This is a genomic window from Amycolatopsis keratiniphila (assembly GCF_000400635.2).
Lineage (GTDB): Bacteria > Actinomycetota > Actinomycetes > Mycobacteriales > Pseudonocardiaceae > Amycolatopsis > Amycolatopsis keratiniphila.
In genome coordinates, this window is record NC_021252.1 from 7,767,010 (window position 1) to 7,782,698 (window position 15,689).

At 65.6% G+C, this 15,689-nt stretch carries 17 protein-coding genes; 8 read left to right on the top strand and 9 right to left on the bottom strand.

The window, feature by feature from the left end:
* Window positions 1-63 precede the first annotated feature (63 nt).
* The 3 genes from AORI_RS75770 to AORI_RS75780 all read left to right on the top strand — a co-directional run bounded on the left by AORI_RS75770 (window position 64) and on the right by AORI_RS75780 (window position 3,058).
* Window positions 64-1,002, top strand: a complete 939-nt coding sequence (locus AORI_RS75770) for a CE1 family esterase (protein ID WP_016337231.1) — start codon at window positions 64-66, stop codon at window positions 1,000-1,002.
* A gap of 108 nt (window positions 1,003-1,110) precedes the next feature.
* Window positions 1,111-1,815: a TetR/AcrR family transcriptional regulator gene (locus tag AORI_RS75775; protein WP_016337232.1), complete on the top strand. Its 705-nt coding sequence runs from the start codon at window positions 1,111-1,113 to the stop codon at window positions 1,813-1,815.
* 37 nt (window positions 1,816-1,852) lie between these two features.
* The gene (locus tag AORI_RS75780) at window positions 1,853-3,058 is read left to right on the top strand and encodes a cytochrome P450 (protein WP_016337233.1); all 1,206 of its coding nucleotides are present in this window, start codon (window positions 1,853-1,855) and stop codon (window positions 3,056-3,058) included.
* Here AORI_RS75780 and AORI_RS75785 read toward each other — a convergent pair.
* Together AORI_RS75785 and AORI_RS75790 are read right to left on the bottom strand one after the other, a co-directional pair.
* Window positions 3,055-3,696 (bottom strand): histidine phosphatase family protein, encoded by a 642-nt coding sequence (locus tag AORI_RS75785; protein ID WP_016337234.1) that lies wholly within the window; start codon window positions 3,694-3,696, stop codon window positions 3,055-3,057. The two genes, AORI_RS75780 and AORI_RS75785, sit on opposite strands and share 4 nt — an antisense overlap.
* A gap of 96 nt (window positions 3,697-3,792) precedes the next feature.
* On the bottom strand, window positions 3,793-4,590 hold the full coding sequence (locus tag AORI_RS75790; protein ID WP_016337235.1) for a TIGR03084 family metal-binding protein: 798 nt from the start codon (window positions 4,588-4,590) through the stop codon (window positions 3,793-3,795).
* A 128-nt stretch (window positions 4,591-4,718) separates the two neighbouring features.
* Between AORI_RS75790 and AORI_RS75795 the strand changes: the two genes are divergently transcribed.
* Entirely contained in the window at window positions 4,719-5,165 is a 447-nt protein-coding gene (locus tag AORI_RS75795; protein ID WP_016337236.1) for a MerR family DNA-binding protein, read from the top strand.
* A gap of 109 nt (window positions 5,166-5,274) precedes the next feature.
* Here AORI_RS75795 and AORI_RS75800 read toward each other — a convergent pair whose 3' ends face one another.
* Both AORI_RS75800 and AORI_RS75805 read right to left on the bottom strand, forming a co-directional pair.
* Window positions 5,275-6,402, bottom strand: coding sequence for an acyl-CoA dehydrogenase family protein (locus tag AORI_RS75800; RefSeq protein WP_016337237.1), 1,128 nt, complete (start codon window positions 6,400-6,402; stop codon window positions 5,275-5,277).
* Between the two features lie 77 nt (window positions 6,403-6,479).
* Window positions 6,480-7,031, bottom strand: coding sequence for a DUF4190 domain-containing protein (locus AORI_RS75805; protein WP_043849170.1), 552 nt, complete (start codon window positions 7,029-7,031; stop codon window positions 6,480-6,482).
* A 223-nt stretch (window positions 7,032-7,254) separates the two neighbouring features.
* On the opposite strand from AORI_RS75805, the gene AORI_RS75810 reads away from it, so the two are divergent.
* Window positions 7,255-8,454: a sensor histidine kinase gene (locus AORI_RS75810; RefSeq protein ID WP_200870942.1), complete on the top strand. Its 1,200-nt coding sequence runs from the start codon at window positions 7,255-7,257 to the stop codon at window positions 8,452-8,454.
* A gap of 30 nt (window positions 8,455-8,484) precedes the next feature.
* Window positions 8,485-9,132 carry a response regulator transcription factor gene (locus AORI_RS75815; RefSeq protein ID WP_016337240.1) on the top strand — a complete coding sequence of 216 codons (648 nt, stop codon included), beginning with the start codon at window positions 8,485-8,487 and terminating at the stop codon, window positions 9,130-9,132.
* Here the strand turns inward: AORI_RS75815 and AORI_RS75820 are convergent.
* The 4 genes from AORI_RS75820 to AORI_RS75835 are packed head-to-tail and all read right to left on the bottom strand — an operon-like array spanning window position 9,105 to window position 12,295.
* Window positions 9,105-9,689 carry a DUF7010 family protein gene (locus AORI_RS75820; protein ID WP_043848386.1) on the bottom strand — a complete coding sequence of 195 codons (585 nt, stop codon included), beginning with the start codon at window positions 9,687-9,689 and terminating at the stop codon, window positions 9,105-9,107. The two genes, AORI_RS75815 and AORI_RS75820, sit on opposite strands and share 28 nt — an antisense overlap.
* Window positions 9,689-10,525, bottom strand: coding sequence for an alpha/beta fold hydrolase (locus AORI_RS75825; protein ID WP_016337242.1), 837 nt, complete (start codon window positions 10,523-10,525; stop codon window positions 9,689-9,691). Before AORI_RS75825 ends, AORI_RS75820 begins: the two co-directional genes overlap by 1 nt.
* A gap of 32 nt (window positions 10,526-10,557) precedes the next feature.
* The gene (locus AORI_RS75830; RefSeq protein WP_016337243.1) at window positions 10,558-11,058 is read right to left on the bottom strand and encodes a winged helix-turn-helix domain-containing protein; all 501 of its coding nucleotides are present in this window, start codon (window positions 11,056-11,058) and stop codon (window positions 10,558-10,560) included.
* 1 nt (window position 11,059) lies between these two features.
* Window positions 11,060-12,295 carry a sulfite oxidase gene (locus tag AORI_RS75835; RefSeq protein WP_016337244.1) on the bottom strand — a complete coding sequence of 412 codons (1,236 nt, stop codon included), beginning with the start codon at window positions 12,293-12,295 and terminating at the stop codon, window positions 11,060-11,062.
* A 721-nt stretch (window positions 12,296-13,016) separates the two neighbouring features.
* On the opposite strand from AORI_RS75835, the gene AORI_RS83095 reads away from it, so the two are divergent.
* Both AORI_RS83095 and AORI_RS83570 read left to right on the top strand, forming a co-directional pair.
* Window positions 13,017-14,168: a helix-turn-helix domain-containing protein gene (locus tag AORI_RS83095; protein ID WP_081809739.1), complete on the top strand. Its 1,152-nt coding sequence runs from the start codon at window positions 13,017-13,019 to the stop codon at window positions 14,166-14,168.
* Window positions 14,165-14,704, top strand: a complete 540-nt coding sequence (locus AORI_RS83570; RefSeq protein WP_123798652.1) for a PIN domain-containing protein — start codon at window positions 14,165-14,167, stop codon at window positions 14,702-14,704. The genes AORI_RS83095 and AORI_RS83570 overlap by 4 nt, the downstream gene beginning before the upstream one ends.
* 538 nt (window positions 14,705-15,242) lie before the next feature.
* Here AORI_RS83570 and AORI_RS84085 read toward each other — a convergent pair.
* The gene (locus tag AORI_RS84085; protein WP_200870943.1) at window positions 15,243-15,689 is read right to left on the bottom strand and encodes a GntR family transcriptional regulator; all 447 of its coding nucleotides are present in this window, start codon (window positions 15,687-15,689) and stop codon (window positions 15,243-15,245) included.

The window sequence follows — 15,689 nt, forward strand, 5'->3', positions numbered from 1 at the left end:
TGACCAGGTCCGCGTCAGGAGTGACCCTGATCACCGCCCTGCCGCTCGAGCAAGGAGGATCGCGTGCCTGGTCCCACGAAATACCTGCGCCGTCTCGCGCTGGCGGCCGCCGCCGCTGCCGGAATGAGCCTGCTCGCCGTCCCGATGGCATCGGCCACGCCGTCGCCAGTCGATCAGCCGGTGCGGACGACCGGTTGCCAGCGTCCGTCGCCGGTCCCCGCCGGGGTGACGACGTTGCGGTCTTTGACGTCCGGCGGCCTGGTCCGCGAGTACACGGTGCACGTGCCGGCGCGGTACCGGTCTTCACGGCCGTATCCGCTGGTGTTGTCTTTCCATGGCCACAAACGGACGTCGAAGTATCAGGAGGAGCTGTCCGGGTTTTCCGCGTATGACGCGATTTCCGTCTACCCGCAAGGACTTCCGGGTACGGACGGGGAGTCGGCGTGGACCGGAGCGCCGTATTCGGCGGCAGCCGACGACGTGCTCTTCACCAGCGACCTGCTGAACACGCTCCAGCGGGAACTGTGCGTCGACTCCCGCCGGATCTACGCGACGGGCAAGTCGAACGGCGGCGGATTCGTCGGCGTCCTCGCCTGCCGGATGCCAGGACGGATCGCGGCCTTCGCCCCGGTCGCCGGAGCGTTCTACCCACAAGGCGGAGAGTGCCGCCCGTCGCGTCCCGCGCCGATTCTCGATTTCCACGGTACGGCCGACGCGACGATCCCCTACGCCGGGAATCCCGCCAAGGGCCTGCCGACGTTGCCGGATTGGCTCGCGGCGTGGGCGGACCGGAACGGCTGCTCACCGCGTCCGATCCAGTACTCGCCGAAAGCCGACGTCACCGTCCAGCGATGGCTCGGTTGCTCGCTTCAGCACTACCGGATCGAAGGCGCCGGGCACGTCTGGCCGAGCACCGGGCCGAACAACGACTCCGCCACGCCGACCGTCATCGACGCGACCCCGGTCATCTGGAAGTTCCTGCTCGCCCACCGTCTGCGTTAAGAACTCGTCGATTTCCTTGCCGGAGCCCACCGTCCGGCGCTACCGTCGAACCTGACCCGATGACCAGATGAGCAAATCTGGTCACGAAGTCAGACTCTGGGAGCGCACGTGGCAGAACGTCCGGACCGCACCGCCGGCCGCGCCGATCGCATTCTCGACGCGGCCGGCGTCCTGCTGTCGCGGCTGGGCTATCGCAAGGTGACCATCGAGGACATCGCGAACCAGGCGGGCATCGGGAAAGGCACGATCTACCTGCACTGGCCCACCAAGGAAAACCTCTTCCACGCGCTGCTCCTGCGTGAGTCCCTCCTTGCCGCCGAGAACCTTCTCGAGCGGCTGGAAAAAGATCCGGCGGAAGTGGTCCCACACCGGTTCCAGCGGGCCGCTTTCCTGTTCACCCAGCGGAACCCGTTGCTCGGCGCGCTCATCACCGGCAACACCGAACTGCTGGGCCGGTTGAAGAAACACCCTTTGCAGGATCAGGACGCGGTCGTCACCGAGCGGTACCTGAAGACGATGACCGACCGGGGCCTGCTGCGCGACGACATCCCGAACCTGCTCTTTTCCCTGCGTGCTTCGGCGCTGGGGTTCTACCTGATGGACAGCTTCACCGGCGACGGCGCCGGCCTCACCATCGAAGAGAAAGCCGACGCTCTCGCGCACATCATCCGGACGGCGTTCGAGCCGCCGGAGCCACCGTCCACGGCGAATCTGGCCGCCACCGCGGCCGAAGTGATCCAGGCGTTCCAGGATCTGATCTCGTCCTATCGCGCCTGGATCTACCGGAAGGACGGCCCCGAGGAGCCCGCTTGATCCGCGCTCCTCCACCACGAGAAGAAGGGGGCAAGCCATGACCACGATCGCCGAAACCTGGGGTGTCCACGAAGCCCAGTTCTGGCTTCGGGACGAATTCCCGGCCGACCCGGTCCGTTTCGATGCCGAGACGGGCATGTGGAACGTCTACGGCCACGCGGAGGCGTTGAAAACCCTGAGCGATCCCAAGATGTTCTCGTCCGACACCACCCGGTTGATCCCCAAGGAGATCTCGCCGGACAAGGATCTGTTCGTCGAAGGCAACCTGCTCCAGATGGACCCTCCGGATCACAAGAAGCTGCGCACGCTGGTGAGCCACGCCTTCACGCCGAAGGTCGTCGCGGATCTCGAACCGCGGATCGCCGCGCTGACGAACGAGCTCCTCGACGCGGTCGACGGCGCGGACTCGATGGAACTGGTGACCCATCTGGCCTATCCGCTGCCGGTGATCGTCATCGCCGAGCTGCTCGGCATCCCCGCGAGCGATCGCGACCTGTTCAAGGAATGGGTCGACACGTTGCTGCGGAACAGCCAGCAAAGGTCGTTGATCAAGCAGACCGAAGCGGACAAGAAGGCCGCCGAGGAAACGTCCGCACAGGTGAAGAACCTGGTGAACTACCTTTCCGAGCATGTCGACGACCGGCGGCGGAATCCGCGCGAGGACCTGCTGACCAAACTCGTCGAAGCCGAGGTCGACGGCACGAAACTCACCCAGAACGAAGTCGTCAACTTCGCGAACGTGCTCTTGCTGGCCGGGCACATCACCACCACGATGCTGCTCGGGAACACGGTGCTGTGCCTGGATTCCCATCCGGACGAGTACCGGCGGGTCCGTGAAGACCGTGCGTTGCTTCCCGCCACCATCGAGGAATCACTGCGGTTCCTCAGCCCGTTCGCACTCGTCGCCCGCGCCACGACGACCGAAGTCGAACTGGGCGGCCAGACGATCCCGGCGAACAGCATGCTCGGGATTTGGGTCGCGGCGGCGAACCGGGATCCGCGTACCTTCACGGAGCCGGGCGTCTTCGACCCGGCGAGGACGCACAACCCGCATCTGGCCTTCGGCCGCGGGATCCATTTCTGCATCGGCGCCCCGCTCGCCAGGCTCGAAGGCAAGACGGCGCTCAACATCCTGCTGGATCGTTTCCCGGATCTGCGCACCGATCCGGCCGTTCCGCCGTCGTTCATCCCCAGCCCGCACATGACCGGGGTGAACGAGCTCCGGCTGCTGCTGAAGCCCTAGCGGTCGGCGAACCGGGAGGCGAGCGGGACCACCATGCGCGGAATCCGCTTCCCGGGTGTGTACCGCAGTTCGGTGATGTTGCCGTTCGGCACGAGGTAGGTGTCGGCGAAAGTGCGGAACCGGCGCATGGCCCCGCTGTCCGGGGTGGTGGTCCCGGTCAGCAGTGACCACATGACCGCGCGGATGAACAGCCCGTGGGTGAAGACGGCGATCGGCCCGGGTTCCCGTTCTCCCAGCCGTGCCAGGAATTCCTGGGTCCGGTCGAAGAGAGCGGCGAAGGATTCCGCGCCGTTCACCGCGTGGTGTGGATCTGCACGGGACCAGTAGGCCTCCGTGTACGGCTTTCGAGTGGCAGTGGTGGTGACCTGTCCATGGAGTTCGCCGAGAAAGGTGAACTCCTGGACAGGCCACTCCTCACACTCCGCGCCGGGGAACCGCTCGATCGTCGGCTCGGCGGTCTGCCGCGCCCGCAGGAACGGCGACGTCACGATCAAACGAGGCGGTTCGGCCAGCGATTTCGCGATTTCGGCGGCCTGCCGCCGGCCGAGTTCGGTCAACGCCGAGGCCCCCGGCTCACCGCCGGGAAGCCCCGCGTTGGATTCGCTTTCACCATGTCTGATCAGCCACACCCGTGCCACGATCGCCTCCTAGACCCCGTGTGCATCGACGATCGCACCGAGCGGAGTTGACCGCGACTTCCAGGATGCCCTATCACCGCGGAAGTAGCGGAATTTTCAACGACCGAACTGACCCGGCGCGCGGCCCTCACCCGCGGGACCGCGGTACGCCTGTGCGATGTCGAGCCACTGGTCCGCCAGCGCGCCCTCCGCGCGGACGTCGAGGTCGTCACGGTGACGTCGCCGGGTGACCAGCAGACAGAAGTCCTCCGCGCTCCCGGTGACACGCTGCCGGGAGTCCTCGGGCCCGAACGTCCACAACTGCCCGGACGGCGCGGTGATCTCGAACCGGAACTCCTGCTCCGGCGGGGTCAGGCCCCGTGCCTCGTAGCCGAAGTCCCGCACCCGGACGGCGAAGCCGACGAGGTACGCGAGCCGGTCCGTCCGCTCCGGCCGCACTCCCAGCGCGTCCGCGATGTCCTGACCGTGGGCGAACAGCTCCATCATCCCGGCGCAGGCGAGGATGGCCGGAGGCAGCGGGTTGACCAGCCACGGGACGACCTGGTCCGCCGGGACCGCGGCGAGCGCCTTGATCCCGGCGTCGCGTTCGGCACGCCAGCGGCCGAGCAGGACCTCGTTGGGGTCACCGAGGTAGTCGTCGAGGGCCGCGTTGACCGCGGCGTCGAAACCACGCGCCATCGAGCTCTTCATGACTTCGGCGAACGTCCGCGGCTCGCCCGCGGACAATCCGGCGATCTTGAAGATGAAGGAGAGATGCGCGATCTGGTGTTTGACCGACCAGCCCGCCGCGGGTGTCGGCAGCTCCCATCCCGCGTCGTCCAGGCCGGCCACCAGGGCATCGACCTGTTCGCCCTCCGTGGTGAGGTCCCTGATCACGTTCCGGAAGTCAGTCACCGTGCCGTCCTCTCGCCGTTTCCACCCTCTCGAATGATGCGGACGCGCCGGGTCGTCGTCTTCTCTTCGTGAGCGCCGTCGAATTCGGGCTTGATTCTGGAGCCGGGTCCAGGTTCTACCCTCACACCATGCGAACCGAAGCGACGAAGGCGCTGACGGCGTTGACCATGTCCCAGGTGACCTCTCGCGCCGGTGTCCGGCCGGACACCGTGCGCTACTACGAGCGCATCGGCCTCCTGCCCACGCCCGCGAGGACGACCGGGGCACACCGGCGCTACGACGAGGACGTCATCGACAGGCTGCGGTTCATCCGCGGCACCCAGCGGCTCGGCCTGACGCTGACGGAGATCGGTGACCTGCTGAGCGTGCGCGACACCGGGGTGTGCCCGTGCGAACCCGCCGAAACCATGCTGGAACGCCATCTCGCCGAGATCGAAGCGGAGATGGCGCGCCTCGGCGAACTGCACGCCGAACTCACTTCCATGCTGTCCGGGATGTCCGGCGCCGCGTGCGCCGACCCGCTTCCCGGCGCATGGTGCCCGCCCGAATGCGGACCCGAGGGAGGAGGTGGATGACCATGCGGAACGACGACTGGTGCGATTGCGACTGCTGCGGCAGCGGCTGCTGCTGACCCGCTCCGGCGGGACCGGCCGGGCTTGACGTCACCCGGCCGGCCATCCGAGCTCAGTCCTGCGGCAGGAGCACGGTCTTCCCGATCCGGTCCTTGCTGACTTCGGCCGAATAGGCCATCAGCCCGCCCGCCTGCGCGTCCCGGAACAGCCGCTGGATCGGCGAGGTGCGAAGGAAGCCCGACCCTCCGCCTGCTTTCAGCGCCACCTGGGCGACATCGCGGGCGATGTCGTTCGCGAGCACCTTCGCCGTCATGGTCGCGGACAGGAACTCCGGCGAGTTCTGATCCGCCAGCCACGCCATGTTCCGGGCGTACATGAGCGACGCTTCGAGACGGGCATGGACGTCCGCGACTTCGAATTGCAGCCATTGCATTCCGGCGAGCGGCTCCCCGGTCGGGGGGATGACACGGCTCCGGGCATGCGAGATCAGCGCTTGCTCCGCCGCGTCGGCGATCCCCAGTGACAGGAAGGCGAGACCCGCCGCGATGTGGTTCGGCCGCTGTACGGTCGCGGGCGGGCACCGGCGGTCCTCTCGCAGGACGGTGCCTTCGAACGAGACGAGCTGGCTTCGGCTGGCGCGCAGTCCCATCGTGTCCCAGATGGGGACGAAACCCATCGTGTCGTCCGGTGATACGCCGAAGAACGTGGGCTCACCGCCGACGAGCGCGTTGACCAGGAAGTGGTCGGCGACCTCGCAACCGGAGACGAATCGTTTGGCGCCGGTGAGCCGGTACCCGCCGTCGACGGGTTCGGCGACCTGTTGCGGCATCAAGAACATGTTGCCGCTGCTGGGTTCCGACAGCGCGTTGGCGAAGCGCTTGCCGTCGATGAGCTCTTCGGCGTAGAAACGGCCGACATCGGGAGCGGACGATTGGGCCAGCCCGACGGCGGCGCCGATGTGCATCACCCAGATACACGCTGTCGACGAACAGGCCGCGCTGAGGATCCGGACGATCTCGCCGTAAGTCCGATAGCTGAGGTCCTCACCACCGAACTCCTCGGGCAGGGTCGCCCTGTCGAGTCCGGTCGCGTGCAAGGCACGAAGGTTGGCGATGGGCAGCTCGGCCGTTTCGTCGAACTCGGCGGCACTCGCGGCGAAATCCTTCGCCAGTTCGGTGACGGTTTCGATCCAGTGAAGTTCGTTGGCGGGCGGGGCGAACGGATGGACGGGCTCGGTCATGACCGCATCATGCCGGAATCGCGAAGGCCTCCCCGCCACCCCGAGAATGGCGAAGGAGGCCTTTCACGGTCCGGCCGTCACACTCCGGTGCAGGCGGCCATCGCGAATTCGCCGGAAGCGGTCTTGGTCGAAACCACCGCGCCGTCGACGGTGATCTTGCAGGTGACGGATCCACCGGTCTCGCCGGTGGTGACCGTGAGCGTCCCGCCCTTGTAGACGCCCTTGTTCTCGACTTCCTTGTTCCACGGCAGCGCCGGGACGGTCTCCGTGACGGGGTTGAGGACCTCGCCGTAGATGACCTCGACGTTCGTCGCGTCACCGGTGACCTCGTAGGAAACCTTCGCGGTGCGGTTGATCTCGTTGTTGACCTCGTTGACCGCCGCGTTGAACACGAAGATCCACACGATGCAGACCACGAGACCGAGCGCGGACAAGGCGATACCGGTGATGGAGAGCCCCTTGTTGGAGGCCTTCCCGTTCTTGACGCGGATCAGCCCGATGATCGAGAAGATCAGGCCGAGGATCACCAGCGGCCAGGCGATGACGCCGACGAACGGGATCGGGGAGAAGACCAGCCCCACCAGGCCGAGGACGAAGCCCGTGACGCCGATGCCGTTGCGGGGCGGCATCGGGCTGGCGGGGGCTTGCGGGGCCGGCGTGTAGGGGGTTTGCTGGGTCACGGGGGTTTTCCTTTCCAAAGGGATGAACGAGGCGGCATACAACCAGCGACCACGAGGCGCCCGCGTCGTCCTCGGCGCGTGAACCGGTTACGACGAAAGTCGTAATTCGCGCGTCGTGAAGGACCGGTTCCGCTGATGCGGCCGGCCAAGCGGGTTTGCGTACGCTCGCCGCATGGCAAGGCGTGTGCTCGGTGTGGTGCTCACCGTGGTGGCGGTCGCGGCATGCGTGATCAGCAGCATTTTCGTCTTCAGCGCCCAGGGTTACCTTCCGGCGACGCAATCGTTCGTCCCGACGTGGTGGTCCACGCTCGGTTTCTTCACCGGGATAGCGGCCGCGGTCATGCTCTGCTGGCGGCACAAATGGCCGGAACTCGTCCTCGGCATCGCCTTGGTGCCGCCGCTCTGTTTCCGGTCCGACGCGCTGGCCGCGCTGGTCGCCCTCGCCGCGTTGGCCGCGCGCCGTCGCGACCGCGTCCTGTGGACCGCGTCCGTCCTGGTCTACGTCGCCACCGCGTGGGCGTTGTTCGGCGACGCCAACCGCCATCCCGACGTGACCGTCGCGGGGCAGATCGTCGGCAAGCAGTTCTCCGCCGTGCAGCTGATGGGGACGTTGACGGTCGCCGTCGTGATGACGGCCGTGCCGCTCACCGTCGGGGTCGTCCGCGGGATGCAGGACACGCTCGCGATCCGTGAGGCCAAGGAAGAGGAACTCCGCGCCGAAATGACCCGCCGCGCGGAGCGCACCCGGATCGCGCGCGAGATGCACGATGTCCTGGGGCACCGGCTCTCGCTGCTGTCGCTGCAGGCCGGTGCGCTCGAAGTCAGCAAAGGACCCGCGACCACCGAAGCGGCGAAGACCGTCCGTACGACCGCGCGCCAGTCGCTCGAAGATCTGCGGCAGGTCATCGGGGTTCTCCGCGATGGCCAGGGTTTCGGCGAAAACAGCGAGAACGGAATCCATCCGGAGCCGCCACAGCCGACGCTGGCGGACATCCCCGAACTGGTCGCCAACGCCCGCCGGGCCGGTTTGGGGGTCAACGTGACGATCCTGCTCGACGACGCGGGCGGCGCGCCGGCGTTGCTCGGCACGACCGCGTACCGGATCGTCCAGGAGTCGCTGACCAACATCCTGAAACACGCTCCGGGCGCGACGGCCGAGGTTTCGGTTCGCGGTGGGCCCGGGAACGGGCTCACCGTCGAGGTCGTCAATCCCCTGGCCGCGACCGCCGTGACCGGAAAACCGCCGGGTGCGGGCGCGGGTCTGACGGGGATCGGCGAACGTGTCACGCTGGTCGGCGGCAACGTCAGCGCGGGCCCCACCGAAGAGCGCACATTCGCCGTCCGGGCTTGGCTACCGTGGGGACACCACTAACCTGTCCGGGTGAACCAGCGCCCACTGCGAGTGCTGCTCGTCGACGACGACCCGCTCGTGCGAACCGGTTTGTCGATGATCCTGTCCAGCACTGGCGACATCGAGGTCGTCGCGGAAGCCGGTGACGGGGACGAGGCCGTGCCGAAGGTGACCATGCACGCGCCCGACGTCGTGCTGATGGACATCAGGATGCGACGGATGAACGGCCTCACCGCGACCGCCGCGGTCACCGCGCTGCCCAACCCGCCGAAGGTTCTCGTGCTCACCACCTACGACCTCGACGAGTACGTCTTCGACGCGCTCGGCGCGGGCGCCAGCGGATTTCTGCTGAAGGAGGGCTCGCCGCAGGAGATCATCGACGCGGTGCGCGTGGTCGCGGCGGGTGAGGCGATGCTGTCGCCGCGGACGACGCGGAAACTCATCGGGCATTTCGTCGCGACCAGGACGAGCCCGCGCCGCCATCGGGCGCGGGCCGGGCTGGGCACCCTGACCGAACGCGAGCGGCAGATCGTCACCGCCGTCGCGCAAGGCTGGACCAACGCCGAAATCGGCTCGGAACTGCACCTGAGCGAGGCGACGGTGAAGACCCACATCACCCGGATCTTCGCGAAACTCGACGCGACCAACCGGGTCCAGCTGACGATCTTCGCCTACGAAGCCGGGCTCGTCGCTCCCTGACCTTCCGTCGCGAGCAGCCCGGCGGCGACGGTCCCCCAGAGGACCACGGCACCTCCGAAGCCGGGCACAAGCTGCCAGGACGCGGCCCAGCCCGCGATCGCGAGCACCGGCGCCAGCACGGCCACAACGCACAACAAGGCGCTCAGCACCAGGAACCGTCGCGAGCCGAACAGCTTCGCGAACGGCAGGAAGTGCAGGCCGACCACGAAAAGCACCCACGCGGGCACGGCTTCGGGAACCTCGAAGACCGCCGAGAGCACCCTGGCCCCGGCGAAGATCCCCACCAGCATGAGCAGCACGGCGATCCCGTATCGCTTGCCGAACGGGCTTTCCTCCCGGCCGGCGCCCGCGGGCAGTCCGGCGCCGCGGCGGGCGGTCAGGACGAGCCAGCCCACCAAGCCCAGCACCGCGACGATGCCCACGACGACCAGCGGCGTCGATCCGCCGTCAACGGACGAGGCGCCGAAAAACCACCATCCGGCACCGAATCCCACGCCGATCGCGGAACTGATCAGCAAGGTGATCAGATGCCCTTTGGTGAACCGAGCGTCCGTCATCACGCGAGCCCGGCGAGGAGGGCGGCGGCCTCCTGCGGGTGCATGAGGAACCGGACGTGGCTGCTCGTCAGTGACCGAACGTCGGTCGGGTTGCCTGGGGTGAGCGCGTCCGCCTCCTTGATGAAACGGTCCTGCAGCGCGAGCGGCATCGACCGGTCTTCGGTGAGCCTGATGTAGGTGCGCGGGATCCGGCCCCAAGTGGCGGCGTCGGCGAGTTCGGTCCCGGCGTCGAGGCTCTCGTCCGGCTCAAGAGTGTTGAGGTAGGCGAAGAATTCCTGCTCGGTGCCGTCCTCGATCATCGCGGTCTTCAACGCGGCCAGCAGCGTGGGATCGGCGGTGCGCCAATTCATCCGGAGCGCGCCGAGCTCGGCCGGGTTCGCGACGACGACCCCGCCGACGTCGTTGAGCGCGCTGCTCGCGTACTCGGGCCCCTGCATGTACTCGCCCACCGTCGCTTCGACACAGCACCACGCGGAGATGTAGACGATCCGGTCGATCAGTTCCGGGACGGCGTTCGCGACGCCGGTGAGCACGAGCCCACCGCGGCTGTGCCCGACAAGGATGACCGGACCGTGCTCTGCGACCTTGCGCACGACGTCCAGCACCTGCTCGACGGCCTCGGCCAACGTGGCGCCCGCCTGGTTCGACGGCGCCGTGGCCAGCGCTTCGAGGTCTTGCGGCGCCTGGTAAGCGGCGTGGAAACCGGCGGCGAAGCCGTGTCCGGGAAGGTCGACGGCCAGTGTGCGGTGGCCGAGCAGGGCGAGCTCGCGTTGCAGCGGGCCCCAGGTGAACGAGGCGCTGTTGGAACCGTGGACCAGGACGTAAGTGGGATTCACGGTTCGTATCCTGACATCCCGGCTTTGCCGGCTCAGTCCGCGATGAACACCTGGCCCGCCCCGTCGAACCGGTAACCGACCCCGCGCACCGTCGCGATCGGTGTCAGCACCGGCTCCAGCTTGCCCCGGATCTTGCGGACATGGACGTCCACGGTCCGGACGTTGCCGCCGGACAGGCCCCACACCCGATCCATCAGCGTGATGCGGTCGAAGACGCGGTCCGGATTCCGGCTCAGGAACAGCAGGAGGTCGAACTCGAGCCTGGTGAACTCCAGTACCTCGCCGCGCAGCAGCACCCGCCGCGAATCCGGCTCGATGCGCAGCGGCGGAGCGGCCTCACCGGACCGGCCGGCGAGTTCGACGACCTGTCCTGTCCGGACGGTCCGTGCCGTCAGTGTCACGCCGACAGTGTCCTCAAAGGACTCAAGCAGGCGCGCGGCGATTGTGGCGGCGTGTTCGGAGTCGGTGTTCACCCGCAACGCCAGGGTCAGCTCGACGGTCGGCTCGAAGCTCACCGCGACCGACTGCGTCATCTCACACCACCCGGACCGGATGCCGGACGACGGCGTCGAACAGGTAGCCCTGCGTGTTGTGCGGGGTGGCCTCCGGCTGGGTGGCACCGGTGATGTCGGTGGCTCGCGCCCGCAGCGTGTGGACACCGGGAACACCGGCGCGCCAAGGGATCTCCCAGCGCTGCCACCCCCGATCCGCGGCCGCGCCCACGAACTTCGCCTGCCGCCAACCATTTCCGGTATCGACGTCGACCCGCCGGATCCGGCCGTTGCCCGACCACGAACGGCCGCGCAGCACCTGCCTGCCGCCCGCCGCGAACTCGGCGTTCCAGGGCAATTCGAACGCGCTCTTGACCACCTGCCGGGTCACGAGCGTGCCCTCCGCCGGATAGCCCGGCCCGAGCAGCCGGTAGTACTGCGTGTTCCACGGCGACACCAGCGGCGTCTCGGAGACTTCGATACGCCCCAACCATTTGATCGACGAGATCCCGGCCCAGGACGGCACGACGAGCCGCACCGGGTAGCCGTGGTCCGGCGGGAGCGGGCGTCCGTTCATCTCGTAGGCCAGCAAAACGTCCTGCAACGCTTTCGCGACCGGCAAAGGACGGCGCACCTTCCCCAGGTTGACCCCGCCGGTGACGTAATCGGCGTCCAGCCCCTCCGGCAGGACGTCCACCGCGTTTCGCGTCAGGCCCGCCTTGGCCAGCACCGTGGAAAGCCGGACACCACGCCAGCGCGCGACACCGATCGCGCCGAGCTTCCACGCCGTGCCGGACACCGATTGCCCTTGCTGGCTGGTGAAGTAACTCCGTCCGTTGCCCGCGCATTCGACGGCGGAAGTGATCGTCTCGGAAGGCAACCGGAGCAGGTCTCGGTAGCTGAACTCGACCGGCCCTCCACTGAGCCCGGTCCCGAAGAGCTTCAGCCGCCAAGTGCCGACGTCGATCGTCGGAGTGGCGGTGTGGTTCCGCACGAAGAACCGTTCGACCGGGGTCAGATAGCCCTGGCCGCTCATCGCTTCCCAGCGGGTCTCCGCGTTGGTGCCGTAGACCTCGAAGATCTCCCGCGGCAGGGGCTTCACGATCGGTGTGGCCGCCGACGCCGTCCCGGACGGAAGCGCGCCGAACGCCGTCAGCGCGAGCGAGCCGCCGGCCGTCAGCCGGAGCATCCCGCGCCGCGACAGCGCCTTCCCCGCCCGCCATTGCTCGATCCGGGTGCGGTCGTAGGTGGCTTCGTCGGTCAGGCCGGTTCCGGTCATGTGAGTCATTGTCGGCAGCGGCCGACCACGCGGACCAGCATGTCCACAGAGCGGAACTCTTCAGGTCCGGAATGCCGTATGGTGCCCCGGACGGGGATCGAACCCGCACTGTGTCGATTTTGGAACGGTGGCACTCCACATTCATCATCCACTGCTGTCCTAGCTCACGACCTGCATGGTTTGCAAAAGTCAATGGCCAGCGCCTTCCAATAGCTGTCGTCGTTTGACGTCCTTTTCCAGGGGAAAGACGGGGGGTGCCAGCTTCATCCAGATAGGCCCTTCACTCAGGAAACCTGATCCGGCCACAGCGCAACACCCGCAGCCCAGGTGAGACCGTCTTCGATCTTCCATGCATCACCCAAACGATCTACTAGTCCAAACGGGTGACAACTTGCGAAAAGCGCAACATCTCACGCCGAGCGACCGTCTACCACCTTGCGTGTCCAGCATCGTTGCAAGAAGCGCAAGCCGAAGAGGTGATCATGATCACGCGGGCTCAGGGCAAAATATCGAACATAAGTTCGATTGAACACTGGCCAGCAGGCCTGCGTGTGAGTTAGCGTGGCGCCCCACCAGGGCATTTGCCTAGCCGCAAGGAAGGGAGCTCTAGCTGTGGCGACGACTCGGCGACCAGACCAGACCATCCAGCGCATTGGTCTTGCGTGCGACGATCTAGGCCAGTATCCTTGCGATTTTCGCAACTGGCCAGTAGGGTAGAGACATGGCCGCTACTCAACAGGATGTTGTTGCTCGCGTGCGGGCCGCAATGACGTCTGCTGGCATGAGTCAGCAGCGGCTCGCCGTCGCCATCGACATCGACCCCTCCGCGCTCTCTCGCGCACTCACTTGTCAACGTCAATTCAAATCGGTCGAGATCGCGCTGATCGCGGAAGCGCTGGGCGTGTCAGTCGCCAGTTTGCTTGCCACGTCCAGCGACGCGCCAGAACCCATGCTTGTTGCCGCACGGACCCAGCCAGATACAGACATCGGCACTGGCATAGAGTCAGTTATTGCACGGGCTACCGAACTGGTCGAAACGGACGGCTTGCTGACCGAGCTAGGTTTTTCGATTCGCGCGGAAGGCTATTCCGTCAAGTTTGACGAGAACGCACCTCCTTATGTGCAAGGTCAGCAAATGGCGGATTCACTGCGTGAGCAGATTGAAATCGGCCACGAGGATCTTCCAGCAAACCTGACATCGTTGGCTGACTTCATTGAGAAGAAGTTGCATATTGATGTTGCTTTCGAGCCTCTAACAGATGGCTTTGATGGCTTATCAGTGTGCAGCGGGAACTTCAAGCTTGCGCTTATAAGCAGTAGAATTTCGGGCACAAGACAGCGTTTTACCCTTGCACACGAGATCGGCCACATTATTGCCGGTGATTCTCAGTCGCTTCATTTGGATGAGAATATCTACTCCAGAAAGAGTCCCGAAGAAGTACGTGCCAATGCGTTTGCTGCAGCGTTTCTAATGCCCGCCGAAGGGTTGCGCAAAGCTGCTAGCAACACACTGATTGATGAGGCATTGGTTGCCGAACTACTAGGACGCTTTCGGGTGAGCATCGAAGCCTTGGCCTTCAGATTGCATAACTTGCAGATAGTTAGCGCTGCAGAACGTGACAGGATTCGTAGAATGTCCTCCAATAGGATTGCACTGCGAAGCGGAAGGACTGCGGATCTTCAAGCTAGAAATGACATACGGCGACCAGAAATCCTTCTTCTTCGTGCGATCAACGCCTATGTTGAAGGAGCGATAAGCATCCGCCCGTTGGCCCGAGTTGCACAGGTTGAGCCAGAAGCATTGCTAGAGGATCTGTCCCCGTTTAGACAGCCTGACACTACGGAAGAGTCAGAGGCGGTTCTTGCTCCATGAATGCCCAGGTCGGCCCGGTTCTGTTCGACGCAAACACCCTGATCAATTTTGCAGTGGTTGGTCGACTGGATCTGCTGGGCGACCACTACGGGCATCGCGCAAAATGGACTGAAACCGTCCGTCTCGAACTACATCGAGGGCGACATGCCGAGCCGAAGATCGAAGATATTTTAAACGCTTCTTGGCTTGGGAAGCCGGTCGAGGTCTCCGGCAGTCCGAGTGCCTTGCTTCAGATTGATCTGATTCGCCGAGCCCTCGGCGGAACCGATGCAAAACCGTTTCAGCATCTAGGCGAAGCAGAGATCATCTATTACATAGAAACCGTAAACCCAGGCACCCTGTTTGTAACAGATGATCGCCCCGCTTTGGATTTTGCCAAGCGAAGGCAGATCTTCGCCATTGACTCAGCAACGGTTCTCGGGGAATGTCATTCCTACGGGGAGATAGGGTGCCCTGACGCGTATGATCTCTTAATCGAGATGCGTGAGAAGGATCGCGGCGTTCTCGTGCCAGCAGATCATAGCGCCGTGTGCTAGCGCGCTGCGGTCCTGCAGCGACTCCAGGCTTTTCGTAAATTCCCCAGAAAAAGTGGGAGGCCTCTCGGCATCTCGTCGACCTGGCGTAGCCCAATCATGCCTGTCAAGGGGGCGCTGTCCTGCTGATCCGAGCAGTCATCTCTAAGCCCGCCCCCTTGACAGGCATGATGCCCTCCGGGAGGTCGTCGAGATGCCGTGAGGCCGCACACGAACGCGAGTTCCGCGCCTGCTCGACCATCTCGGAGACCTGCCCGTCCGGCGAGGACATTGCTCTTGTTGACGGGAGTGAACCGCGGCGCCACGCCGGCATTGCCGTATCTCCTGGTCCACGGCTCGAAGCCTTGTTGACGGCCCCTCCGACGGGTGGGCCGCTGGCTGGTTTTTCCACGGGCGACCGCCGGGGACCGGGCGCCAGCCCGCACGCCCCGGCGGGGCTTGCCCGTGGATCAAACACCCTGGCCAGCGGCCCCGGAGGGGCCGCCTTGAACAAGTAATGAAACTCTGAACACGCGAGCGTCATGACAGGGGACCGGACGGATCAAGCCTTGTCGATCAGAGCCCGCAACAGAGTGTTGATCTCGGCTATGCCCTGATGGACCTCGGCGAAGCTCCGGCGAGTCTCTGCATGATGCTTGGCTTGCATCTCCCGCAGGTCGTCGAGCGCGCGCGTGTAGGCGCTCAATGCCTCCTGATTCCTGGCCTGATCGGAGTCGTTGTCGAGCATCGGTTCGAGAGGTGACTGACGGTCGGCAGACGGCAGGGCGTGGCCTTCAAGGTCAGCAACGAAGACGCCGCGACGTCGAACGGACCGAACGAGGCCTTGACTTTGCAGGAGCCCAAGAGCCTTCCGAACGACAATGTCTGAGACCCCATGCTCGCTCGCAATCTCCGGATAGCTTGGAAGCTGAGTCCCCGACCGAAGTTCTCCGGTGCGGATACGACGTGCGTAGGCGTCAGCGATCCTGACGTATGCCGGTTCAACCAC

What these genes read in the sequence shown, in the direction of transcription:
- AORI_RS75805 (WP_043849170.1), bottom strand. Translation starts at nt 7,031, where the DNA reads ATGCCGCCCCGCAACGGCATCGGCGTCACGGGCTTCGTCCTCGGCCTG.
- AORI_RS75795 (WP_016337236.1), top strand. Translation starts at nt 4,719, where the DNA reads ATGCGAACCGAAGCGACGAAGGCGCTGACGGCGTTGACCATGTCCCAG.
- AORI_RS83570 (WP_123798652.1), top strand. Translation starts at nt 14,165, where the DNA reads ATGAATGCCCAGGTCGGCCCGGTTCTGTTCGACGCAAACACCCTGATC.
- AORI_RS75800 (WP_016337237.1), bottom strand. Translation starts at nt 6,402, where the DNA reads ATGACCGAGCCCGTCCATCCGTTCGCCCCGCCCGCCAACGAACTTCAC.
- AORI_RS75810 (WP_200870942.1), top strand. Translation starts at nt 7,255, where the DNA reads ATGGCAAGGCGTGTGCTCGGTGTGGTGCTCACCGTGGTGGCGGTCGCG.
- AORI_RS75835 (WP_016337244.1), bottom strand. Translation starts at nt 12,295, where the DNA reads ATGACCGGAACCGGCCTGACCGACGAAGCCACCTACGACCGCACCCGG.
- AORI_RS75830 (WP_016337243.1), bottom strand. Translation starts at nt 11,058, where the DNA reads ATGACGCAGTCGGTCGCGGTGAGCTTCGAGCCGACCGTCGAGCTGACC.
- AORI_RS75820 (WP_043848386.1), bottom strand. Translation starts at nt 9,689, where the DNA reads ATGACGGACGCTCGGTTCACCAAAGGGCATCTGATCACCTTGCTGATC.
- AORI_RS83095 (WP_081809739.1), top strand. Translation starts at nt 13,017, where the DNA reads ATGGCCGCTACTCAACAGGATGTTGTTGCTCGCGTGCGGGCCGCAATG.
- AORI_RS75780 (WP_016337233.1), top strand. Translation starts at nt 1,853, where the DNA reads ATGACCACGATCGCCGAAACCTGGGGTGTCCACGAAGCCCAGTTCTGG.